The sequence below is a fragment of the Mesorhizobium sp. WSM4833 genome (assembly GCF_055811095.1).
The window spans coordinates 77,958-99,667 of the sequence record NZ_JBVVQG010000019.1; the positions used below are offsets into that span (position 1 = coordinate 77,958).

20 protein-coding genes are annotated in these 21,710 nt (G+C 63.1%); 11 read left to right on the top strand and 9 right to left on the bottom strand.

The window, feature by feature from the left end; all coding sequences use genetic code 11:
• Positions 1-11: 11 nt before the first annotated feature.
• Entirely contained in the window at positions 12-458 is a 447-nt protein-coding gene (locus tag AC0L2D_RS28155; RefSeq protein ID WP_473543440.1) for a hypothetical protein, read from the top strand.
• A 13-nt stretch (positions 459-471) separates the two neighbouring features.
• On the opposite strand, the gene AC0L2D_RS28160 is transcribed toward AC0L2D_RS28155, so the two are convergent.
• Positions 472-1,947 (bottom strand): sensor histidine kinase, encoded by a 1,476-nt coding sequence (locus AC0L2D_RS28160; RefSeq protein WP_337123917.1) that lies wholly within the window; start codon positions 1,945-1,947, stop codon positions 472-474.
• Between the two features lie 206 nt (positions 1,948-2,153).
• On the opposite strand from AC0L2D_RS28160, the gene AC0L2D_RS28165 reads away from it, so the two are divergent.
• Entirely contained in the window at positions 2,154-2,357 is a 204-nt protein-coding gene (locus AC0L2D_RS28165) for a hypothetical protein (RefSeq protein WP_013529290.1), read from the top strand.
• Positions 2,358-2,386: 29 nt separating this feature from the next.
• Here AC0L2D_RS28165 and AC0L2D_RS28170 read toward each other — a convergent pair whose 3' ends face one another.
• A complete protein-coding gene (locus AC0L2D_RS28170; RefSeq protein WP_013529291.1) occupies positions 2,387-3,307 on the bottom strand; it encodes a diacylglycerol/lipid kinase family protein in 921 nt (306 codons plus the stop codon).
• Positions 3,308-3,558: 251 nt separating this feature from the next.
• Between AC0L2D_RS28170 and AC0L2D_RS28175 the strand changes: the two genes are divergently transcribed.
• Positions 3,559-4,878, top strand: a complete 1,320-nt coding sequence (locus tag AC0L2D_RS28175; protein ID WP_063169140.1) for a PRC-barrel domain-containing protein — start codon at positions 3,559-3,561, stop codon at positions 4,876-4,878.
• Positions 4,879-4,929: 51 nt separating this feature from the next.
• On the opposite strand, the gene AC0L2D_RS28180 is transcribed toward AC0L2D_RS28175, so the two are convergent.
• Positions 4,930-6,501: an alkaline phosphatase family protein gene (locus AC0L2D_RS28180; RefSeq protein WP_473543442.1), complete on the bottom strand. Its 1,572-nt coding sequence runs from the start codon at positions 6,499-6,501 to the stop codon at positions 4,930-4,932.
• A gap of 226 nt (positions 6,502-6,727) precedes the next feature.
• On the opposite strand from AC0L2D_RS28180, the gene AC0L2D_RS28185 reads away from it, so the two are divergent.
• The 6 genes from AC0L2D_RS28185 (at position 6,728) to AC0L2D_RS28210 (ending at position 11,794) form a co-directional block, all read left to right on the top strand.
• The gene (locus tag AC0L2D_RS28185) at positions 6,728-7,660 is read left to right on the top strand and encodes a VOC family protein (RefSeq protein WP_063173190.1); all 933 of its coding nucleotides are present in this window, start codon (positions 6,728-6,730) and stop codon (positions 7,658-7,660) included.
• Between the two features lie 4 nt (positions 7,661-7,664).
• Positions 7,665-8,285: an alpha/beta hydrolase gene (locus AC0L2D_RS28190; protein WP_027163149.1), complete on the top strand. Its 621-nt coding sequence runs from the start codon at positions 7,665-7,667 to the stop codon at positions 8,283-8,285.
• Between the two features lie 2 nt (positions 8,286-8,287).
• Complete coding sequence (locus AC0L2D_RS28195) at positions 8,288-8,587, top strand: GNAT family N-acetyltransferase (protein WP_473543444.1); 300 nt, start codon at positions 8,288-8,290, stop codon at positions 8,585-8,587.
• Between the two features lie 140 nt (positions 8,588-8,727).
• On the top strand, positions 8,728-9,786 hold the full coding sequence (locus AC0L2D_RS28200) for a dipeptidase (RefSeq protein ID WP_473543446.1): 1,059 nt from the start codon (positions 8,728-8,730) through the stop codon (positions 9,784-9,786).
• A 76-nt stretch (positions 9,787-9,862) separates the two neighbouring features.
• Positions 9,863-11,173 (top strand): flavin monoamine oxidase family protein, encoded by a 1,311-nt coding sequence (locus tag AC0L2D_RS28205; protein WP_473543448.1) that lies wholly within the window; start codon positions 9,863-9,865, stop codon positions 11,171-11,173.
• A 210-nt stretch (positions 11,174-11,383) separates the two neighbouring features.
• Entirely contained in the window at positions 11,384-11,794 is a 411-nt protein-coding gene (locus AC0L2D_RS28210) for a hypothetical protein (protein ID WP_063173188.1), read from the top strand.
• A gap of 114 nt (positions 11,795-11,908) precedes the next feature.
• Here AC0L2D_RS28210 and AC0L2D_RS28215 read toward each other — a convergent pair whose 3' ends face one another.
• Together AC0L2D_RS28215 and AC0L2D_RS28220 are read right to left on the bottom strand one after the other, a co-directional pair.
• Positions 11,909-13,996 (bottom strand): sensor histidine kinase, encoded by a 2,088-nt coding sequence (locus tag AC0L2D_RS28215; protein WP_063173187.1) that lies wholly within the window; start codon positions 13,994-13,996, stop codon positions 11,909-11,911.
• A 67-nt stretch (positions 13,997-14,063) separates the two neighbouring features.
• A complete protein-coding gene (locus AC0L2D_RS28220) occupies positions 14,064-14,837 on the bottom strand; it encodes a response regulator (protein ID WP_174299078.1) in 774 nt (257 codons plus the stop codon).
• A 46-nt stretch (positions 14,838-14,883) separates the two neighbouring features.
• On the opposite strand from AC0L2D_RS28220, the gene AC0L2D_RS28225 reads away from it, so the two are divergent.
• Positions 14,884-15,585, top strand: a complete 702-nt coding sequence (locus AC0L2D_RS28225; protein WP_013529302.1) for a response regulator transcription factor — start codon at positions 14,884-14,886, stop codon at positions 15,583-15,585.
• A 72-nt stretch (positions 15,586-15,657) separates the two neighbouring features.
• Here AC0L2D_RS28225 and AC0L2D_RS28230 read toward each other — a convergent pair whose 3' ends face one another.
• A complete protein-coding gene (locus tag AC0L2D_RS28230; RefSeq protein WP_013529303.1) occupies positions 15,658-15,825 on the bottom strand; it encodes a hypothetical protein in 168 nt (55 codons plus the stop codon).
• A gap of 37 nt (positions 15,826-15,862) precedes the next feature.
• The gene (locus tag AC0L2D_RS28235) at positions 15,863-16,195 is read right to left on the bottom strand and encodes a hypothetical protein (RefSeq protein ID WP_024503024.1); all 333 of its coding nucleotides are present in this window, start codon (positions 16,193-16,195) and stop codon (positions 15,863-15,865) included.
• A 353-nt stretch (positions 16,196-16,548) separates the two neighbouring features.
• On the opposite strand from AC0L2D_RS28235, the gene AC0L2D_RS28240 reads away from it, so the two are divergent.
• Positions 16,549-17,004: a L,D-transpeptidase gene (locus tag AC0L2D_RS28240; protein WP_473543451.1), complete on the top strand. Its 456-nt coding sequence runs from the start codon at positions 16,549-16,551 to the stop codon at positions 17,002-17,004.
• Between the two features lie 198 nt (positions 17,005-17,202).
• Here AC0L2D_RS28240 and AC0L2D_RS28245 read toward each other — a convergent pair whose 3' ends face one another.
• Together AC0L2D_RS28245 and AC0L2D_RS28250 are read right to left on the bottom strand one after the other, a co-directional pair.
• The gene (locus tag AC0L2D_RS28245; protein ID WP_013529306.1) at positions 17,203-20,286 is read right to left on the bottom strand and encodes an efflux RND transporter permease subunit; all 3,084 of its coding nucleotides are present in this window, start codon (positions 20,284-20,286) and stop codon (positions 17,203-17,205) included.
• Complete coding sequence (locus AC0L2D_RS28250) at positions 20,283-21,614, bottom strand: efflux RND transporter periplasmic adaptor subunit (RefSeq protein ID WP_473543453.1); 1,332 nt, start codon at positions 21,612-21,614, stop codon at positions 20,283-20,285. The genes AC0L2D_RS28245 and AC0L2D_RS28250 overlap by 4 nt, the downstream gene beginning before the upstream one ends.
• Between the last annotated feature and the right edge of the window lie 96 nt (positions 21,615-21,710).

Sequence of the window (21,710 nt, forward strand, 5' to 3'; positions counted from 1 at the left end):
TCGCGCTACAGATGGGAATGCTGGCAACCCTGATCTCGGGCCTCGCCTCGGGGGAAACCGTGGCCGCCGTTCACCGGGCGCGCACGGCGGCAATCGTCTATGTGATCGCCATTGCCGCTGCGCTTTGCGGTCTCGGCTTTCTGGTCGGGGCCGCCTATATCTGGACGGCGATGCGCTACGGCTCGCTTGCCGCCGCGCTCGGGTTTGGCGCCGGTTTCCTGGTGCTCGCCGGACTTATCCTGCTGATCTACCGGATATCCGCAGGTTCGCGCGCCCGGCGCCGCAATGCCGACATGAAGGCGATCGGCGTCACCGCCGCACTCGCCGTGCTGCCGAGCCTGCTCAAGGGAAAAGGCGGTCTCGGCGCCATTCTGGGGCCGGCCGTGGCGCTCGCGGCCTACGCCATCTACCGCGAGAATGTGAAATCCGACGATCCGGATGAGAGCGGGCGGACATAGAGCTGTTGGGAGATCACTTCGACAGCTCTTCCAGGGGCATCGATATTTCGGCAAACACGCCTTCCGGCCGGAATTCATGGGTCACTTCGCTGGAAATGACCTTGGCCAGGCTGCGGCGAATGAGGATAGAGCCGAAGCCTTGCCGATCGGGCGGAGCGACTTGAGGCCCGCCGCTTTCGCGCCAGGTCAGCACAAGACGCCGGGCATCCTTCCTGCCTTGCGTCCTCCAGCCGAGGTCGACCCTGCCTGACGGCACCGACAGCGAGCCATATTTCAGCGCGTTGCTGGCGAGTTCATGGAGGATCAGGCCAAGCCCGACGGCCTGGTCGGGCGACAGCAGCAGGTCGTCGCCGGAGATCGTCATGCGCGGCTGCTCGGCCGTTTCGAAAGGTTTGACCTCGATCTGGACGAGTTCACTGATGCCGATGCCACGCCACTCGCGGTCCGACAACAGATTGTGGGCGATGCCCAAGGCCTGAAGCCTGGCGCCGAAGGCCTCGAGGAACTGGCTTGGCTGGCGGGCATGGCGCACGGTCTGGGTTGCCAGCGCCTGGACGGTCGCCAAAGTGTTCTTGACGCGATGGTTGAGTTCACGCAGCAGCAGCCGTTGCCGTTCGTCGCCGAGCTTGCGCTCGGAGATGTCGTAATTGACGCCGAAGATCAATGTCGGCTTGCCGTCGCCGTCACGCTCGATGACACGGCCGCGCGTGGCGAGCCAGCGCGGCGGGTGAAAGCCCTTCACCCGGTATTCGCCGAAATAGTCGTCGCTGCCGGTCAAGGCGTCGCGAAAGCGGGTTTCGGTCTGGTAGACGTCGCGCGGATCGATGGCGGTGAGGATGTCGCGTGCGCGCAGCCGGTTGGAGCGCGGCAGGTTGAACAGCTCCGACATCAATGTGTCGCATTCGATGACATCGGTGCGGATATCCCATGCCCAGCTGGCGAGCGAGGCCGCATCGAGTGCGATGGCGCGTCGTTTTTCCTCGCGCGCAAGTGCGGCCTCGGCGATCGCGCCGCTGCGGGTTGCGTCCTTTAGGGTGAACAGGCTGGCGGCGAGGCCGGCGAGCGCCTTCAACTGGTCGAGCTCGGCTCGGGATGGAAAACCATGCGGCTCGCGGTCGAGCACGCACAGCGTGCCGATGCGGGCACCTGCCACGATCATCGGCGCGCCGGCATAGAAGCGGACATGGTGCTTTCCGGTGACCAGCGGGTTGGTCTTGAAACGGGGGTCCGCCGTTGCATCCACGACCACCATCGGCTCGTCGCCGGCGGCAATCGCATGGGCGCAGAAGGAGACGTTGGTCGCGGTTTCGGTCTCGTCCAGGCCGAAGCAGGATTTGAACCAATGCCGTTCAAGGTCGACGAGTGTGACCAGGGCCATCGGCACCTGCATCACCGCTGCGGCAAGGCTGCTGACGCGGTCGAAATCGGGGTCGGCCGCCGTATCCAGCATCTCCAATCCGTGCAGCACGGCCAGCCGGTCGATATCCATGACTGCTAGCGCAACTTCGGCCGGCAGATCGGGTGCTGTTTGCGTCTTGCCAATCACCCCAATTGCCTCGTCCCGGTCTTCGTCGCCGCATGCTTGCGCTGGTGCAAGGCCAGCACGCTTTTCCGGAACCATCCTAGCGAGGAACCGTTACCCGACCATGATTTGCCGGGCGCGCCAGTTGGTGCAGAATGAGACAGGGATCGAGCATGGCCAAGATCATTCCAGAAAACAAGGCGCGGCAGGGGCGATGGGGCTGGCATGGATTTCGGATCCTGATCGCCGCACTGCTTCTGGTGTTTGCTGCATGGGGCATTGCCGAGATCTATGGTGTGTTGATCAAGGCGCCTAACAGCGATGAACAGCATGTCCCCACACCGCCCAACACCACCGAGCAGGCTCCTGCCGGGTAAAGCGGGCCTGTCCGTTGCGCCGCACCTCATCAGGCGGCTCTCGACTGGGCCGCGCTCGCCGGAACCAATACATTCAGTGCGCCAGGCTGAATCTCGATTACCGTTTCACGGTCAAGCCTGACCAGTTCGCCGTCCATGACGGCGCGAAATTTGCGGCTGCCCGAATGGATTTTCAGCACCGTTCTGTTTGTCTGGTGGATTTCGACATGTTCGTTGTCGCGCCATTTGCCGCGCGCCATGTTGAAGAAGAACTTGACCAGTTCGGCGCGCTGCTTCGCCACCGTGACATAGACACCGAGCACGCCGCCCGCAGGATTGTCGGCATAAGGCAGATGGCCTTCGCCGAATAAGTTGTTGGTGATGCCGATGCCGGTGATGCGTGCCGCCATTTCGGCGTCGCCGATGCTGAGCGTCACATTCATCGCAGGTGGATTGTTGATCGTTGCCCAAGCCGCCTTGGCCGAGGCGCGGATCTTTCCCAACCGCGAACCGAACTCCATCTTCTGGCGCAGTTGCACCATCTTCGCGTGCATGCCGATCGAGAACTGGTGCACGAAAGGTTGGCCATTGGCCGTCGCCACATCGACAGCAATGATTTCGCCGTCGGCGAAGGATTTCAGCGCCCCGTCGAGCGACTGCGGAATGCCCAATCCGCGTGCGAACAGGTTCATGGTGCCGGCTGGCAATATGGCAAGCGCCTTCTTCGTGCCCATCAGTCGGGCGGCCGCGGCGGAAATGGTCCCGTCGCCGCCACCCGCCAGCACGATGTCGACCGAGCGACGCGAAGCTGCGTTGTCCAGCGTCTCCACCACATCCTTGCCGGCGACAATTTCGATGCTGAGCGAGTGGCCTGCCGTTTCCAACGTCTGATGCATCCTGTCGGAGAAAGCGGCGAGGTCGGTGGTGCGCAAAGTGCCGCCGTCCCGGTTCAGCACCGCTGCAAATCTCATGCCCCGCTCCACCAGGTCAGCCAAAAGGCGGCCGGGATATACCCAGCCAACGGCTGAAACGCGGCGTCGACAGAAAGGTTCCTCTTGCCACGGGGTGACTACCCCAGCGGCTCAATAATTTCCGTGGTTTCGTTCCCGGACCGCAGCGCTTTGTCGGAACAACTGACCCGGTCACGACGTTGTGAACCTGTAGATGCCGCGTTCCCCAAGGAAGACGCGGCGCATGAGATCAGGCACGAGGAGAGACTACCATGATCCGCAATCTTTTAGCCACGACGGCGCTCGCAACCTTTGTCGCGACCGGCGCCTATGCGCAGAACGCAACAAATACGGCGCCTGCCACGCCCGCCGTCCAGGAGCCCGCCGCCGCTCCTGTGGCACGCGCAGAGGGCAGCATCGTCACCAACATCATCGGTGAGTCCGTCTACAACGGCACCGGCGACGATGCCGAAAACATCGGCAAGGTCAGCGACGTCGTGTTCGACAAGGATGGGCAGGCGAAATCCGTTGTCATCGACGTCGGCGGTTTTCTGGGTGTCGGCGCCAAAAGCGTTGCTTTCGATTACGGCAAGCTGCAGTGGGCCGAAAAGAATGGCGACCGCTGGTTGGTGGCCCAGACGACCAAGGACGAACTGACGGCGCAGGCAGAATTCGATAAAAAGCCTTACAGCCCGACCCCAGCACCTGCGGCATCGACCGACGCAACAGCGCCGGCAGCACCCGCGACGACGGACACAGCGCAAAAGCCTGTCGACATGAACGCCGCTTCGGCAGAACCAGTCAAGCGCGCCGATGGCAATCTCGCCACCAACATCATCGGGGAAAACGTCTACAACGGCACCGGCGATGACGCCCAGAACATCGGCGACGTCAACGACATTGTGCTGACCAAGGATGGCAAGGCGCAGTACTTGGTCATCGGCGTCGGCGGTTTCCTAGGCCTTGGCGCCAAGAACGTCACCTATGACTTCTCGAAGGCGCAGTGGGCCGAGAAGAATGGCGACCGCTGGCTGGTCGCCCAGACCACCAAGGAAGAATTGCAGGCGCAGCCGGATTTCAACCGCAAGGCCTATGACCCGGCGCCGGCAACGACGGCTTCGAATGCGCCGGCAGCAGTCGCGCCCGCCGCAGCCCCTGCCGTCGCTCCGTCCGACAAGACGGCACAGGCTCCGGCGCCCACGACCCCCGATGCCTCGGCTCCGGACCAGACAAAGACCGCAGCCATCGACAAGTCGACGCTGACCGAGATGCCGGTTGGCGAGATTCGCGCCGATGACCTCAAGGGCACGACTGTCTATGGCGCCAACGACGCCAAGGTCGGCGAGATCGGCGATGTCGTGCTTGCGCCCGACAAGAAGGCCGATGCGGTGATCGTCGATGTCGGTGGCTTCCTCGGCATTGGCGAGAAGGAAGTCGCGGTCGGCATGGATAATCTCAAATTCATGACCGACAAGGCGGGCAACAAATACCTGTACACGACCTTCACCAAGGAACAGCTCGAGGCACAAACCGCCTATGACAAGGGCAGCTATGCCGAGAAGCGCGATCAGCAGCGCATGATCGTCAGGTAGTTTCCACCCAGTCGGATACAGGCCCGCGCCGGCAACGATGCGGGCCTGTGTTCATGTGTGGCATGGAGGCAGGCCAGCGGCATGGCCGACGAGGCCGTTCTCGGTCAATTCGGCCAGTGCCAGCGATTGGTCGAGATGTTCGGCTCGCCAGGCGAGCAGCCGTTCGGCGAATTCCAGCCGCGCGGCGAGATGGCTGGGGTCGGGCGCGAGGTTGTCCAATTCATCCGGATCGTTTTCCAGATCGAACAGCAGCGGCGGCAGGTTGCCGCCGAAATGCACATATTTGAAACGCTCCGTGCGGATAACGGCGAGATTACATTGGCGTGAGGCGATGCCGAAATGGCGTTCGGCCTCGCCCGCGGCAACCGAGCGGAAATCGAACTCCCAATGCGCGGCATCGCGCCACGCCGCAGGAGTTTCCCCGCTCAGGAACGGCTTCAGCGACCTGCCGTCGAGATGCGGCGCGGGCTCTTCGCCGAGCAGGTCGAGAAACGTCGGCAAAATGTCGACCGCTTCCGTGAAGCTGTCTACCTTGCCGCCGGCCGCCTTGCCGTGGCGCGGATCGCGGATGATTAGCGGAATGTGGTAGCTGCCGTCGAAATAGCCGCCCTTGCCCAGCATGAAATGGTCGCCCATCATCTCGGCATGGTCCGAGGTCAGCACGATGATGGTGTCGTCCCACGCGCCGGCCGCCTTGACCGCTTGCCAGATGCGGCCGAGCTGGGCGTCGACCTCGGAAATCATGCCGTAATAGATCGCGCGGAGGACGCGAAAATCGTCTTCGCTCCAGTCGCGCACCTTGCCGCTGGCGTCGGGGCGGAATTTCATCTGTTTCTGCCGGCCGAGATCATAGGCTAGATAGGGATGGTTTTCCGCCTCCTCCTGCCAACTTGCCGCGCGCCGAAAGGCCGGGCCGTCAGCCGGATCATACATTGTGTTGTAGGGCTCCGGCACTATGAAGGGCGGGTGCGGGCTGATGAAGGAAAGATGCGCGAACCACGGCGCGGCGTGCTCCTGTTCGCCAAGCCAACGCGCGAATTCGCCGGTCAGGAAGGCCGCCGGGGTTTGCTGCCCGGAGTAGACGGGTGGCGCGTTGTCGACGGTGGTTCCGACCGCGCCGTCGGCCACGGGGCGATGGATGTCGGGAGATCCGGCGCTGGCGTCGACACCTTGTAGTTCCAGCCAGGATAGCCATTGCTTCTGATGCTCGGGCAGCAACTGGCGCACCGTAAAGCCCGGCAGCACGCCTTCATAGCTTTGCAGCCGCGGATCGCCCGGCGCCAGCAGGCGCGGATCGAGCGACACATCGGTGTAGCCGAACAGCGTCGGATCATAGCCCAGGGCGCGAGCCGAAAGCGCAATGTTGCCGTGGCGAGCGTCGAGCGGCGTGCCATTGCGGCAGACGCGGTTGTTCATCTGGTAGAGGCCGGTGTAGAGGCAGGCGCGGGCGGGCGAGCAGGGCGCCGCGCCGCCATAATGCCGCTTGAACAGCACGCCCTCCGCGGCCAAAGCGTCGGCATTCGGCGTTCGCACGACCGGATGACCGGCGGCGGACAGACAATCGCCGCGCCACTGGTCGCATGTGATCAGGAGAATGTTAGGCCGCCTGGCTTTTCCAGTCACTCACGATACCTTTGTCCCGGGATGTCGAACGCCGTTTATGGAACCGAATTCTGGCCATGGCGCAAGTCTGACCTGCGAGCCAATTGGTGAACGAACCTTGTTCCATCGTTCACTTTTATGACACAGTCCATTCTGTGTTTGCCGCCTTTGCGGAAACTGCCCTGGTCCTCATATTGGGGTGGACAGCGGCGAGGGCCGCACATGTACCAAGGGAAGGAGCAAGACAATGCTCGACCAGATCAAGGGCCTGCATCACGTCACGTCGATGGCCAGGGATGCCCGCCAGAACAACGATTTCTTCACTAGGAAACTCGGTCAGCGCCGGGTCAAGAAGACCGTCAATTTCGACGCGCCCGATGTTTATCACCTTTATTACGGTGACGAGGCCGGTACGCCGGGTTCGGTGATGACCTATTTCCCCTTCCCCGACATCGGCAAGGGCCGGCATGGGGTCGGGGAAGTCGGAACCACCGTCTACTCGGTGCCGGAAGGCACGCTTGGCTATTGGGAAAAACGCTTTGCCGATGAGGGCGTCACCGGCCTCTCGCGCGAAGAAACCTTCGGTGAGAAGCGCCTGGCTTTTGCCGGACCGGATGGTGACGGCTTCGCGCTGGTCGAGTGCAAGAGCGACAGCAGAGCACCCTGGTCGAAAGGCGGCGTTCCCACGGATGAGGCGATCCGAGGCTTTCATTCCGTGTCGCTCAGGCTGAAGGATGGCGGTGCCACGGAAGAGCTGCTGAAGTTCATGGGCTATGAGGAAGTCGACAAGTCCGGCAATCTCAGGCGGCTGGCGGTGAAGAACGGCAATGGCGCCGATGTCATCGACATCGAATCGCTGCCGAGCACGGCCTTCGCCGATCTCGGTGCCGGCTCCGTCCATCACGTCGCCTTCGCGGTCGAGAACCGCGCCAGGCAGCTCGAAGTGCGCAAGGCGTTGATGGATACCGGCTATGGAGTGACGCCGGTGATCGACCGCGACTACTTCTGGGCGATCTATTTCCGCACACCGGGTGGCGTGCTGTTCGAAGTCGCCACCAACGAGCCGGGCTTCGATCGCGACGAGGACACCGCTCATCTGGGCGAGGCGCTGAAGCTGCCGACGCAGCACCAGCACCTGCGGCCCTATCTCGAACAGCATCTGCAGAAGTTGGAAGGCTGAGACCATGAGCAAGGACGCTTACATCCACAAGGTGCTGCCCGGTTCGCCGGGCGGTCCATTGCTGTTCGTCTTCCATGGCACGGGAGGCGATGAGAATCAGCTTTTGTCGCTGGGGCGCGATCTCGCGCCCCAGGCAACCATCGTCTCGCCGCGCGGTGATGTGTCGGAACAAGGTGCCGCGCGCTTCTTTCGCCGCGCCGCCGAGGGCATCTACGATATGGACGACCTGGCGCGGGCGACGACCAAGATGGCGGGCTTCGTTAAGGCCCATGTTGAAGCAGCGAAGCCATCGGCCGTGCTGGGTCTCGGCTATTCCAACGGCGCCAATGTCCTGGCCTCGGTGGTGTTCGCGGTTCCAGCGCTGTTCGACGCGTCGGTGCTGATGCATCCGCTGATCCCGTTCGAACCTGAGGTCAAGGGCAGCCTCGCCGGCCGCCATATCCTGGTGACCGCCGGCAAGCGCGATCCGATCTGCCCGCCGAACCTGACCACGCGGCTCGAGGCCTATTTGCGTGCCGACGGCGCCGATGTCACTGTGGAATGGCACGATGGCGGGCACGAGGTGCGGCCAAACGAGATCGAGGCGGCACGGCGGTTCTTTGCCGATACTGCCCAAGGAGCATAGCAATGCCTGACCAACTGCCTGAGATCGAACTTGAGGATCGCGGTTCCAAGGGCCGCTACGTCCTGCTTGGACCCGATGGCGCCGAGGCCGAGATGACTTTCACCAAGATCGGTGAGCACCAGATCATCATCGACCACACCGAAGTGCCGGACGTCTTTCGCGGCCAGGGTGCCGGGCTTCGGCTCGTCACCCGCGCCGTCGAGGATGCGCGTGCGGCGGGCAAGAAGATCATCCCGCTCTGCCCGTTCGCCAACGCCCAGTTCCGCCGCCATCAGGAATGGGCCGACGTGCTGAAGCGGTAGGGATTCTTTGCTTGGAAACGGCGCGGCAAGCGGCTGCCATCCCACCGGGGCGGCTTTGGCATTTGCGCGGGTGGCGCATCCTGCCTAAGTAGATAGGATATATCTTAGCCGCGCCGACAAACGAACCGAATGATCCCCCAATGACCGAAACCGATCTCGTTCCCGTCTTCGACGGCCACAACGATACGTTGCTCAGACTCCATCAGTCGAAAGACACGGACGTCGAAAAACTGTTCATCGAGGGGAAATCGGGCGGCCATATCGACCTGCCACGCGCGAAAGCCGGCGGCTTCGCCGGGGGCATGTTCGCCATCTTTCCGCCGCCTGTCGAGAAATCCAGGCGCGGCGCCGTGCCCCTGGCGCCGGGTGCCGCCGAACCGCTGCCGCCCGAGGTTCCGCGCAATGAGGCGCTGACCTCGACCATCGCGATGGCCTCGATCCTGTTCAGGCTGGAACGGGCCGGAGCGCTCACCGTCTGCCGCAGCGCCGGCGATGTGCGCAATGCCATGGCGCAAGGGTCGATCGCCGCGGTGTTCCACATCGAAGGGGTCGAGGCGATCGATCCCGAGCTCACCATGCTCGACGTGCTGCATGAAGCCGGCCTGCGCTCGCTCGGCATCGTCTGGAGCCGTCCGAACGCCTTTGGCCACGGCGTGCCGTTCCGCTTCCCGTCTTCGCCCGACACCGGCCCTGGCCTGACCGATGCCGGCAAGGCGCTGGTCAAGGCCTGCAACCAGTTGAAGATCATGATCGACCTGTCGCATCTCAACGAGAAGGGCTTTCGCGATGTCGCCGCACTCAGCGATGCGCCGCTGGTGGCGACCCATTCCAACGTGCACGCGATCTGCGGCCATTCACGTAACTTGACCGACTGGCAGCTCGGCGCGATCCGCGAAACCGGCGGCATGGTCGGGCTGAACTTCGCAACCGGCTTCCTGCGCGAGGACGGTCGCATGAATGCCGACACCAGCCTCGATATCATGGTGCGCCATATCGATTCGCTGCTGCAGGCGCTGGGTGAGGACGGCGTTGGTCTTGGCTCCGATTTCGACGGCGCCATGATCCCGGCCGTCATCAGCGATGTCGCCGGCCTGCCGAAGCTGATCGATGCATTGGCGGCACGCGGTTTCGGCCGCGCGCTGATCGAAAAAATCGCCTATCGCAACTGGCTCAATATGCTCGAGAAAACGATAGGTTAGAGACAGCCTGCGGCATATGTCGATAAGGACATAGTTCGTCGGTGGAAGCCGGATGCGATTGGGTGGATAGCCGGCAATGCTGAAAACCTTCACGGATGAGGGCGGCGAATTCGAGCGAACCGATGTCGTCATCGTCGGTGCGGGTTTCACCGGCCTGTCGGCGGCGCTTGAGATGAAGAAGGCCGGCATTGATTTCATCCTGCTCGAAGCACGCGACCGCGTCGGCGGACGCGTCGAGTCCCGACTGAACGGACTTGGCGAACGCATCGATAGTGGCGGCCAGTTCCTGTGCGAGGACATGCCGGAATTGATGGCCATGGTCGAGGCGCGCGGCAAGACGCTGGTTGAAACCTATGTCGATGGCGACTTCATCACCCAGCCGACGATGTCCGCACAACGAGCAGAGCGGACCTATCATGCCGCGATGGCGATCCGCGAGCGCATGAACGGGATCGATCCGGACGATGCCTCGATTGCCGGACTGACCGTCGCCGACTGGCTTGCCTGCCAGCACGATTCGGCCGATGCAAGGGTGGCTTTCCGTTCGATGATCGAAGGTCTCTGGTGCATGGCGCTGGACCAGATTCCTCTCTGGTATTTGATCGACAATGACCGGCGGGTCACCAACGAGGTGACGGAACTGCAATATTCTGTGCGCGAAACCATGCATTCGCTGGCCCACGATCTGGCCCGCGACCTTGGCGATCGGTTGCGGCTAAGCGAGCCGGTCACGCGCATCGAGCACAGTTCGCAAGGTGTTCTTGTCGTTTCGGCCGGGGGTGCCGTCGAGGCGCGCACGGTTCTGGTGGCCGTCCCGCCGGCGACGGTGACGGAGCTCGCCTTTGCCCCCGCTTTGCCGGCCGGACTGGGGCGGGCACTCGGCGCCTGGGAAAGCGGCGCGGCTATCAAGATCCTGGTGCGCTATGCCAAACCGTTTTGGCGGGCGCGGGATTTGAGCGGCATGGTGATGTGGCTCGAGCCGCCGGGGCTGTTTGCCTGCGACGCCGGCAAGGATGCGGAGCATGCGGCGCTCGTCGTGTTCGCCGGCGGCTCGCTCGCGCTGCGTTGGCGCGACCTCGGCGAGGCGGAACTGCGTGCGGAGGTGACCGGCCGGCTGGAGGCAGCCCTTGGTCCGGACGCCGGTGACGTCATCGATTTCAGTTTGCGTGACTGGATAGGAGATCGCTGGAGCGGCGGCGCGTACAGCGATCTTATTGTCGATGTTACAGCGACAGACGCCGAGCGAACGATCCTTGCCGGCGCACCGCCGGTGTATCTCGCCTCTTCAGAACTCTCGCCATCGTTTCCGGGGTATGTCGAGGGCGCCATCATTGCCGGGCGCATCGCCGCGCACAAGATCATTGCCGAGCTTCAAGCTCCGGGCTGAGCCTGATCTTTTCGAAAGACTGTTTGGCAAGATCGGTCAAGTTGCGCCTCGAGCCCTGGCGCCGTCGAAGCCATGCCCGATTTTGCCCGGCTTCGCCCGAAATGCTGTTTCGAATTCGTTACAGTGCCAATCCTTCGCCACCCCACCACCGTTACAAAGCGCGGATAAGTTCATTTCACCGCCAAAAGAAACTCAGCGAAGGGGAAGGTAATGCATGCGAAAATCCAGACGATCCGCGGCGAGGGGCGCCTTCAGGCTCCAGAGCGCAATGACCGCCGTCCGAAACTGGCGCTGCGCCAGCGGGCCAGCGACCACCCCATGGCGATGTTCATGGTGCTGGCTGCTTGCGCCTTCGTCGGCATGGCGTTCACGCCGACAATCGGGCCGGCCTTCGCTTCGTTGAATCCGCCGGCCAATCTCATCGACGGCGCGCAGACGACGACCAGGACCGCGCGTCTGCCGGTGCCGGTGACCGACTTCGCCTGCAAGGGCCAGGCCTGGGGTGCCGAGAGCATGGATTGCCTGCGCGCCATCGCCGAACAGTCCGGAACACACAAAAGCCGGGCGATCCGCATGATCGCCAATGCCGCGCCGTTGACCGGCACGCCGAATATTTTCTGATTTCCGTCGAAGCATGGTCCCGAAAACCGTTCCCGTTTTGTGGACCATGCTCTGACCTCCCCGAGCGCCCTCCAGTGCGCTCCTTTTGGCTCCCGCCCCCGGGAGCCTCTTTTTTTATCCTTTCAAGGCCGCCTGTTCGGCGATGGCGGAGAGCACGCTGCGCACATCCAGCGTGCTGAACGGCTTTTCCAGAATCTGCGGTCGCTGGTGCGCCGGCAAGGCTTCGATTTCGGCTTTGGCACCGATCAGGTCTCCGGTGACCAGCACGAAACGCCGCGCCAAATCGGGCTTTTCGGCGAGCAGCTCACGATAGATCGATATGCCGCTGACGCCGGGCATGCGCAGGTCCGAAAAAACGATGTCCGGCGGCATGTGGCCGCTCAAGGTGGCGGCGCCCGATTCCCAGACCGGCACGATCCGCGACTTGATGCCCATCAGTTCGAGGATGTCCGAGAGCGAGCCGGCGACATCCGGCTCGTCGTCGATGATCAAGGCATGGCGCAGGCCGCTCGATCGCGGCTGGTTGTCGCCGGCGGTGGCGAGGCCGGCCACGATGGCCGGCAGCTGGACGACGAAACGCGCGCCTCTCGGGAGCACTTCCTCGAACCAGACATTGCCATTGTGCCGCTCGATGATCGATTTCGAGATCGACAGGCCGATGCCGGTGCCGACGCCGACCGGCTTGGTGGTGAAATAGGATTCGAAGATGCGGCCGCGGATCGCTTCCGGCACGCCGGGCCCATTGTCCTCGACCGAGAAGCAGGGATGATCCCGGTCGCTGCGGAACGTCCGCACCTTGATCAGCCGGTCGCCGGCAATGCCAGCCAAAGCGTGCTGGCTGTTGATGAGGAAATTGGCCGCCACCTGCGTCACATGGTCGGCGTCGGCCATGGCCAGCAGCGGGCCTGCGGCGAAATCGGTGTCGATGATGATGCCGCTTGAGCGCGCGCCATAGGCGGTCACTTCAAGTGCCGCCCGGATCACCTGGTTGAGGTCGGTCTCGGCTTGTGCCGCGGGATGGAGGCGGACCATCGACAGGAAGCTCTTGACGATGCGGCCGCAGCGCTCGGCGGCCGCGCGGACCTTTTCGGCGCGCACCTTGGTTTGCGGATCGGAGGCGAATTCGTGCAGCAGCGTCGATTGCGCCACAACCACGGCCAGCGGGTTGTTGAGCTCGTGCGACACACCGGCCAGCAACGAACCCATCGCCGCCATCTTCTCGTTCTGGTGCAGCTTCTCGCGTTGCCGGCCGATTTCCTCCTCGGCGCGCAATTTGTCGCGCAGGTCGCGGATGGAGCCGAAGATCAGGCGGCGGTCGGCAACCCGCATCTCGGTGGCCGTCAGCTCGATCGGGAACACTTCGCCGGCGGCATTCTGGGTCACCGTCTCGAGCCGCTGGCCGACCATCGGCGCGCCGCGGCCGGACATGTATTCGGCTCCTGAGGCATAGCCCTTGCGGTAGTAGATCGGCACGATCGTATCGAGCAGGTCCTTGCCGAGGATGTCGCTGCGCTGGAAGCCGAACATCTTCTCGGCGGCCGGATTGAATTCGATGATCGAGCCGGTCTCGTCGATGACGACAATGGCGTCGAGCGAGGCCTGCAGCATGGTGCGGCGAATGACCTCGCTGGCGTGGGCGTCGGAGGGCGAGCGCTCTATGGCGTCGCCGATGGCCAGCGCGATGATGTGCAGCGTCGCCTCTTCCTCGTCGGTCCATGCACGCTCGTTGATGCAGTCATTGACCGCCAGCGTGCCCCAGAGATGGCCGTGCGCGAAGACCGAGACCGAGAGGAACGATTTGATGTTCTGCTTCTCGAAATCGGTCCTCAAGAAGCCTTCGAGGTCGCGCGTATGACCGGCGAAGATCTTGCCTTGCCTCTCGTCCTCGGCAAGCCGCTCCAGCAGCGGGTCGGAATTGACGATCGATTGCATGATGACGGTCGGTGATGCCAGTTCGCCGCCGAAAAGAGGGTCGATCCAGTAGGCGGCGACGGATTGGGCGAAGCCCTGGCCGGGCAGTTCGCGCAAGCGAAACAGGATGCCGCGCTGGCAATCCATGGCCCGGCAGAGCGTTTCCAGTATGCCGTCCATCTCGCGCTGCCAGTCGCCGGCCTCGCGCAGCCGGCGAACGACGCGCACGGCCGCCATCGCCGCGCCCTGCCGGAACCCTTGCATATCGGTGCTTGCTGCTTCAGCGATCATCTTGTGCTGTCATTCCGGAGTCGCGCCAATTCGGCCGGCGAGCAACCACATCCTTCTGGCCCGGTGCTCAGTTGCCGTCGCCGGCCGGCAGCGAGAAGATATAGCCCTCGCCGCGCACCGTGCGCAGGAATTTCGGATTGGCGGGATCGGCCTCGATCTTTTTGCGCAGCCGCATGATGCGAATGTCGACCGCGCGTGACGATTCCGGATCTTCGGTGAAACCGATCGCCTCGGAGATAGCGGCGCGGGTCAGCAGCCGGTTGGCGCGGGTGAGGAAAATCTCCAGCACGTCGAACTCGCTCTTGGCCATGTCGATCACCACGCCATTGGCGCCGGTGACCAGCCTGCCGTCGAGATCGGCCTGGAAGGGGCCGAAGGCAACGGAACGGCGATCCGCCCCGGCCCTCTTGTCCTGCAGCTCTTTGGGCTGGGGAACCCGGCGCAACACGCTGCGCACCCTGGCCAGCACCTCGCGCAATTCGTAGGGCTTGACGATGTAGTCGTCGGCACCGAGTTCCAGCCCGACGATGCGGTCGAGCGCGGTGCCGGCCGCGGTCGCATAGATGATGCCGATCGGCAGTTTCGAACGCAGCCAGCGGCCAAGCGAGAGGCCGTCCTCGCCGGGCATGGCGATGTCGAGAATGGCAAGATGAAACGACTGCGTTTCAACGAGGCTGCGCGCGGCGGCCGCACTTTCAGCGGTGGCCACGTCATATCCGGCGGCGCCAAGGTATTCGGCGACAGCGTCCCTCAGGTCGGGCTCATCCTCGACGATGACAATTCTTGCCCGCACGATGCTTTCGCTCCCACTTTCAGTGGAAAGTAGATTGGGTATAAACATCATGTCCAGCACTCATATCGGGGTTGCCAGGGAACGGTTGGAAAACATGGCCGCACGATCCGTCATTGCGCTCGTTTCGGTAGCCGAAGTGGTCGCGACCGAACTCGCCGACCATCTTGAACGGCGCGGCCATGACGTGCATCAGGCACGCCAGCCCTGGGAGGCCGAATCGCTGCTGTCGGGAAAGGGCATCGACGTCGTCGTCGTCGGCGACAGCCTCAGCCAGGCGGAGGGGCGGGACCTGCTCAGACGTTATGGCGGCCAAGGAGGAGGCGGTGAGGGCGGACCGGATTTCATTCTGATCTGCCGCCCGGCCGATCTTGTCGACAAGGTGCTGGCGCTGGAGCTTGGTGCGGCCGACGTCGTCGAGAGCCCGCTCAATGTCCGTGAACTGGCCGCCCGTGTCGGCGGCCTGCTTTCGCGCCGCGGCAGGGGCACCCAGGAACTGATCGTGCTGGAGAACGCGACCGTCGATCTGAGATCGGCGATGGTCATGCATCGCTCCGGCACGGAGGAACAGCTTTCGCCCGGTCAGGTGGCGCTGCTCAGGCTGTTCCTGGCCAGTCCGCGCAAGGTTTTGACGCGCGACGACATCATCGCCGCGGCGCCGGCCGAAAACGCCGATGCCTTCGATCGCTCGATCGATTCGCGCATCGTGCGGCTGCGCCGCAAACTCGACACCGAAACCATCACCACCATACGCGGCGCCGGCTACCGGTTCGATCCGCCGCGGCAATTCGCGGACTGATTGCCGGGCACTGACGCAGTCTCTGGTTTCGGGCATCGGATTTTCCATCTCCGGCCCCGACGCTCTTGGCGCTCAGCGTACCAGCAGAAGCGATGGACCTACCGGCATGTCACTGCCCATGGTCAGCTCGCCAGCGTGGGCGCGGTCCCTGAGCAGCACGGTGGCAAGGCCGGCAAAGCCGAGCAGGCCCTGGGCGTAAAGCAGTGCGGAAAGCACCGAAGCGGCAAATTTCGTTTTCATCGTACCAATTCCCCAAAATGGTTTGTTGCGGGTCGCTTCAGGATACCCCCGAAGCGCCCGCGCCGCCCACGGAACCCCCCGTCTCGGCGCGGGCCTTCGGTCCTCTCGGCAGCAAGTTGCCGGAGGCGCCGCGCAAACCCGTCAGCCTAAGGCCGACCCGCCAGAGGGCCTTTAGCCGGGCGATGCGCAGGCTGGAAACAATCCAGACCGTGGCGAAAAACAGTGCGGCGTGCAGGGTCGAAATCTCGCCTGAAGTCATCGCGCCGAGGCTTGTCAGCGGGGTGCCGGCAACCGTGCCGACGCCGCCGATGACCGCTGCCGCGATGCTGATCCTGAAAAGCCAGGACAGCGCGTTCGATTTCGTTCCCATGTTCGTTACCGGCTGTTTTCGTTGCGTCAACTTTGCTTGCGGCCCGTATCCGGATCATGCCGCTTGAAACCTCGCTTTGTTGCAGTTCGGTTTCGAGATCTACGGCGGTCCTTTCGAATACTGCTAATTCGCACTTTCGTTTAGCGACGGATACCCATGTTTCTGACCTTGGTCTTGCTAGGGTCTCGCTGGCGGGCCACCGACGGCTCTAATGGGGTTGCCGTTTGTTAACCAGTGGAAACAGATTCGAAACAAAAATGAGCATTTTGCGAAATCTCTCCGAAACATGACGTTGGGATAAGCAGCCATCGAATTGGAGCCGGCTGGACCGGCAGAGAGAGGGGATTTTCTTCATGCATACCGCCATTTCCGCCAAGCTCATCAACATCGTCGCCGCCGCGCTGACCGGTGCCGCACTGCTGTTCGGCTCGGGCGCCGCGCATGCCGCCAACAAGATCGTGGCGCGCGTTTCGCTTTCGCAGCAGATCATGGAAGTCTCCGTCGACGGCCGGCCGACCTTCGCCTGGAAAGTCTCCACCGGCGACCGGGCCCATGTGACGCCGACCGGCTCGTTCAAGCCGACCCGCATGCATGAAATGTGGTATTCGAAGAAATACGACAACGCCCCGATGCCGCACTCGGTCTTCTTCAGCGGCGGCTATGCGGTGCACGCGACTTATGCGATCAAGCGCCTCGGCCAGCCGGCTTCGCATGGCTGCGTGCGGCTGCACCCCGACAACGCCGCCGATTTCTACCAGCTCGTCGAAACCTTCGGGGCGACCAACACCAGCATCGTCATCGTCAAGTAGCAGGCTGGAAACGGTGGCGTGGCAGCATGCTGCCGCGCCTCAAAGCTCCCTCCGGAAACGCTGCGGTATTGCGTACAGTTCAAACCGGCGGTATCGAGCCCAGCCAAAAAGAAAAGAGGCCGGGAAATTCCCGGCCTCTTTTCTTTTGTTTCCATCGATCTGCCCCGCGCATTTCTGGGCGGGACTCCCTCGACCGTCCTAGCTCGGCAGTGCCGGCATCAGCTTGGGGTCCGGCTTCTCCGCCAGATGAGGCAGGTCCTTGCTGGCGATGAAGGTGTAGAACATGGGCACGACGAAGAGCGTGAACATGGTGCCGACCAGGATGCCGGTGAAGATGACCAGGCCCATCGAATAGCGGGCCGCGGCACCAGCGCCGCTGGACGTGATCAGCGGCACAACGCCGAGCGCCATCGCCGCCGTCGTCATCAGGATCGGCCGCAGGCGCACCTTGGCCGAGGCGATGATGGCATCGCGCCGCCGCATGCCATGCTTTTCACGCTGCTGGTTGGCGAACTCGACCAGCAGGATGCCGTGCTTGGTTATCAGACCGATCAGTGTGATCAGGCCGACCTGCGTGTAGATGTTGAGCGTGCCGAGGCCCAGATTGAGCGGCACGATCGCGCCGAAGATCGACAACGGCACCGCCATCATGATGATCAGCGGGTCACGGAAACTTTCAAACTGCGCCGCCAGCACCAGATAGATGACGACAACTGCGGCCGCGAAAGCGATCAGGATGGTGTTGCCCTGTTCCTTTTCCTGTCGCGATTGACCGGAATAATCGATGAAGAACGTGTCGGGCAGGCTCTCCTTGGCGATGTCCTCCAGCGCCTTCAGCCCGTCGCCGGTGGTGACGCCGGGCAGCGGAAGCGCCGAAATCGTCGACGAATTCAGCTGGTTGAACTGCTCGATTGCCGCCGGCGCCGCATTGGTCGAAATCTTGACCACCGCCGATAGCGGCACCATCTCGCCGGTCACGCTGCGCACGAAGTATTCGCCGAGCTTGTCGGGGTCGTCGCGGAACTCCTGCGGCACCTGCGGGATGATGTCGTAGCTGTTGGAATCGCGGTCGAACTGCGCCACTTCGGCGCCGCCGACCAGCAAGGTCAGCGTGCGGCCGATATCGGCGATCGGCAGGTTCAGCGCGGCGGCGCGGTCGCGGTCGATGGTCACCGTCACCTCCGGTGCGTCATAAGCCATCGAATTCTGCACGACGATGAAGCGGCCGGAGGCCTGCGCCTTGTTCTTGATCTGCTCGGCCACCTCGTACACTTCCGAGGAAGCGCCGGTCGATCGCACCACCATGGAAATGGGCAGGCCGCCGCCGGAGCCCGGCAGCGTCGGCGGTGCGAAGACGAAGGCCTCGACACCGGCCACTTTGGCGATACGGGCCGTAATGTCAGCCTGCAGTTCCTTCGAATTGCGCTTGCGTTCCGCCCAGTCCTTGAAGGCATAGCCGACGAAGGCGCTGTTTGTCGTGCCGCCGAAGGCGACGGCCGAGAACTGCGCCCGTGTTTCGGGAATATCCTTCACCAGGCCGAGGATCTGGTTGACGTATGTCTCGGTGTAATCGGACGTCGCATAACGCGGCGCCGTCACAATCGAGAGCAGAAAGCCCTGGTCCTCTTCCGGCGCAAGTTCGCTCGAGGTCTTGGTGAACATGAAGCCGGTGACGCCGACAAGCGCAAGCACGATGATCAGCGTCAATGGGCGATAGTTCAGCGATCCGGTGACGGCGCGTTCATAGACATGCTCGACGCGCGCGAAGGTGCCGTCGACAATGCGCTGGAAACGGCCCGGCGTGCCGGACTTCAAGAGGCGTGCCGACATCATCGGGGTGATGGTGATGGCGATGACACCCGACAGCACCACCGAGCCGGCGAGCGTGACCGCGAATTCACGGAACAGCGCGCCGGTCAGGCCGCCGGTAAATGCCAGCGGTGCGAACACGGCGGCCAGCGTCATGGTCATGGCAACGATGGCTGATGCGATTTCGCGCATACCGCTGAACGCAGCCTGCATCGGCGACATGTGATCTTCTTCCATGTGACGGTGGATGTTCTCCACCACCACGATGGCGTCGTCGACGACCAGGCCGATCGCCAGCACCATGGCCAGCAGCGACAGAAGGTTGATCGAGTAGCCAACCGCGAACAAAAGGAAGCAGACGCCGATCAGCGACAACGGGATGGTGATGATCGGCATCATCACCGACCGGAAGGAGCCAAGGAACAGAAGGATGACGACGACGACGATGGCAACCGCCTCGCCGATGGTCTTGAACACCTCTTCAATCGAGGCGCTGATCTGCCCGGTCGCGTCGTAGACGACCTCGATCGTCATGCCTTTCGGCAGTGTCTCCTGAATCTGCGGCACCAGCTTGGTGAGCGCAGCCGCCGTGGTCAGCGGATTGGCCGCCGGCGTCGGGAAGATGGCGAGGAAGGTGCCTGGCTTACCGTTGAACGAGACCCTGGTGTCGGTGTTCTCGGCGGCGAGTTCGACGCGAGCCACGTCGCGCAACCGCACCACATTGCCGTCGGTCGAGCGCAGCGGCAGCTCGGCGAATGCCTCCGGCGTCTGCAATGTCGAGCGCACCGTGATCGAGGAGACGACATACTCGTTCTGGGTGTTGCCGGGCGCCGACAGGAAGTTGGAATTGTTGATCGCCGTCAGCAGTTCGGAGGCGGTCACGCCGCGCGCCGCAAGTTTGACCGGATCGATCCAGACGCGCATCGAGTATTCCTGGGCGCCGAAGATCTGCACGTCGGCGACGCCTTCGACCGTCGACATGCGCGGTCTGATGACGCGCTCGATATACTCCGTCAGCTGCTCCTTCGTCATGTTCGGATTCTGCATCGAGATGTACATCATCGCGAACTGCTGGCCGGTGCCCTTGACGATGACAGGGTCCTTCGACGCGTCCGGCAAAGTGCCGCGCACGCCCTGGACCTTGGACAGAACTTCGGTCAGCGCGACGTCGGGGTTCGAGCCGAGCTTCATCTGCACCGTCACGGTGCTGGAGGACGGGCGGCTGGACGAGGTGACGTAGTCGATGTTTTCGGTCGACGCGACGGCGCGGGCGATCGGGGCGGAAATGAAGCCCTGGATCAGATCGGCGCTGGCGCCTGGATAGGCCGTGGTGATCGTGATGGCCGTTTCATCGACCTTCGGATACTGCCGGATCGACAGATTGAAGATGCCCTGGAAACCCAGGAGCAGGATCATGCAAGCAAGGACCGTCGAAAGAACAGGCCGGCGAATGAAGAGATCTGAAAAGCTCATTGCTGGTCGGCCTGCTTGTTCGCCGATTTGGTCGGGTCGATGGTGTTGTCCACAACGACGGACATGCCGTTGAAGAGGCGGTTCTGACCGGCGGTGACGACCTCGTCGCCGGCCTTCAGCCCCTCGACGATCTCGACCATGCCTTGATTGCGGCGGCCGGGCTTGACGAACACCTGCGACAGCACGAGCGCGGGCTTGTCACCTTCCGCCGCCGGCTTGGCCCCATCGGCAGCCTTGTCAGTTGGCTTTGCCGCATCGGGGGCAGGCTTGGCTGCATCAGCCGCCGGCTTCATGGCATCGGCCGGCTTGGTGTCCGCAGGCTTGGCGTCAGCCGATTTGTCGGCTGCCGGCGCAGCGGGTTTTTCCTCCGGCTTGGCAGCTGGCGCTGTCTCGGCGGGCTTGGCTGGCTGCACCACGAAGATGTAGTCGCCATAGAGACTTGTCGTCAGCGCCGTCTGCGGCAGGGTCAGCACGTTCTGCTCTTCGGGCAGCTCGACACGCACCTGCACGAACTGGCCGGGGGTCAGCTTGCCATCGGGATTGGCGACTTCCGCCCGGATGTTCACCAGCCGGCTGGACGAGTCGATCTTCGGGTCTATGCCACGAATGGCGCCTGCGAATGGCCTGTCCTCGCCGCCAAAGCCCAATCGAATCGTCTGGCCGATCTTGAGCAAGGCGAGTTGCTGTTCGGGAACCGTGAAATCGACCCGCATCGTGTCGAGGTCCTGCAATGTCACCACGGCGGTGCCGGGCGCCAGATACTGGCCGACATCGATCTTCGGGATACCCACCGTGCCGCCGAAAGGCGCCGTCAGCTGCTTCTGGTCGAGCACGGCCTGCAGCTTGGTGACTTGGGATGCCGAGGCCGAGGCCGCCGCACGCGCCGTGTCCAGCGTCGAGTCGGAGCCAACGCCACGCCTGGTCAGTTCGATGGCGCGGGCAAGTGAGGTCTGGTCTAGCGCGGCTTGCGCCTTCTGTGCATCGAGGTCGGCGCGCTCGACGGCGTCATCGAGTTGCAGCAGAACCGCATTGTCCGCCACCTTCTGGTTGGCATGGAAAAGGATGTCCTTGACGATACCGGTAGTCTCGACCGTCAGGTCGACACCGCGCACCGCCTTGACCGTGCCGATCGCCTCGACGCCTGGCGTCCAGGCCGAAGGCTTGGCGATGGTCGTCGAAACGGTTGCCGCCGGCGGCTTCATCGATGCGAAGTACTGCTTGATGCCGTTGTCGCGCAGGAAGTTGAAGCCGACGATGCCGCCGACCACGACGACGAGCAGGGCCAGAACCAGAACAATGATAAAGATACGGAGTATGCGCTTGAACAAGGAAGTCCCCTCAGTCGAAATCCGGCGCGAAGCGCGGATATCGGGACACATACCGACTGCGGGTCCCGATTTCAAATAATGGCGGTCTTCCTGTAC

Bases quoted from the DNA above. Each gene is read 5' to 3' on its own strand.
- AC0L2D_RS28155 (WP_473543440.1), top strand. From the start codon at position 12: ATGGGAATGCTGGCAACCCTGATCTCGGGCCTCGCCTCGGGGGAAACC.
- AC0L2D_RS28160 (WP_337123917.1), bottom strand. From the start codon at position 1,947: ATGGATATCGACCGGCTGGCCGTGCTGCACGGATTGGAGATGCTGGAT.
- AC0L2D_RS28165 (WP_013529290.1), top strand. From the start codon at position 2,154: ATGGCCAAGATCATTCCAGAAAACAAGGCGCGGCAGGGGCGATGGGGC.
- AC0L2D_RS28170 (WP_013529291.1), bottom strand. From the start codon at position 3,307: ATGAGATTTGCAGCGGTGCTGAACCGGGACGGCGGCACTTTGCGCACC.
- AC0L2D_RS28175 (WP_063169140.1), top strand. From the start codon at position 3,559: ATGATCCGCAATCTTTTAGCCACGACGGCGCTCGCAACCTTTGTCGCG.
- AC0L2D_RS28185 (WP_063173190.1), top strand. From the start codon at position 6,728: ATGCTCGACCAGATCAAGGGCCTGCATCACGTCACGTCGATGGCCAGG.
- AC0L2D_RS28190 (WP_027163149.1), top strand. From the start codon at position 7,665: ATGAGCAAGGACGCTTACATCCACAAGGTGCTGCCCGGTTCGCCGGGC.
- AC0L2D_RS28195 (WP_473543444.1), top strand. From the start codon at position 8,288: ATGCCTGACCAACTGCCTGAGATCGAACTTGAGGATCGCGGTTCCAAG.
- AC0L2D_RS28200 (WP_473543446.1), top strand. From the start codon at position 8,728: ATGACCGAAACCGATCTCGTTCCCGTCTTCGACGGCCACAACGATACG.
- AC0L2D_RS28205 (WP_473543448.1), top strand. From the start codon at position 9,863: ATGCTGAAAACCTTCACGGATGAGGGCGGCGAATTCGAGCGAACCGAT.
- AC0L2D_RS28210 (WP_063173188.1), top strand. From the start codon at position 11,384: ATGCATGCGAAAATCCAGACGATCCGCGGCGAGGGGCGCCTTCAGGCT.
- AC0L2D_RS28215 (WP_063173187.1), bottom strand. From the start codon at position 13,996: ATGATCGCTGAAGCAGCAAGCACCGATATGCAAGGGTTCCGGCAGGGC.
- AC0L2D_RS28220 (WP_174299078.1), bottom strand. From the start codon at position 14,837: ATGTTTATACCCAATCTACTTTCCACTGAAAGTGGGAGCGAAAGCATC.
- AC0L2D_RS28225 (WP_013529302.1), top strand. From the start codon at position 14,884: ATGGCCGCACGATCCGTCATTGCGCTCGTTTCGGTAGCCGAAGTGGTC.
- AC0L2D_RS28230 (WP_013529303.1), bottom strand. From the start codon at position 15,825: ATGAAAACGAAATTTGCCGCTTCGGTGCTTTCCGCACTGCTTTACGCC.
- AC0L2D_RS28235 (WP_024503024.1), bottom strand. From the start codon at position 16,195: ATGGGAACGAAATCGAACGCGCTGTCCTGGCTTTTCAGGATCAGCATC.
- AC0L2D_RS28240 (WP_473543451.1), top strand. From the start codon at position 16,549: ATGCATACCGCCATTTCCGCCAAGCTCATCAACATCGTCGCCGCCGCG.
- AC0L2D_RS28245 (WP_013529306.1), bottom strand. From the start codon at position 20,286: ATGAGCTTTTCAGATCTCTTCATTCGCCGGCCTGTTCTTTCGACGGTC.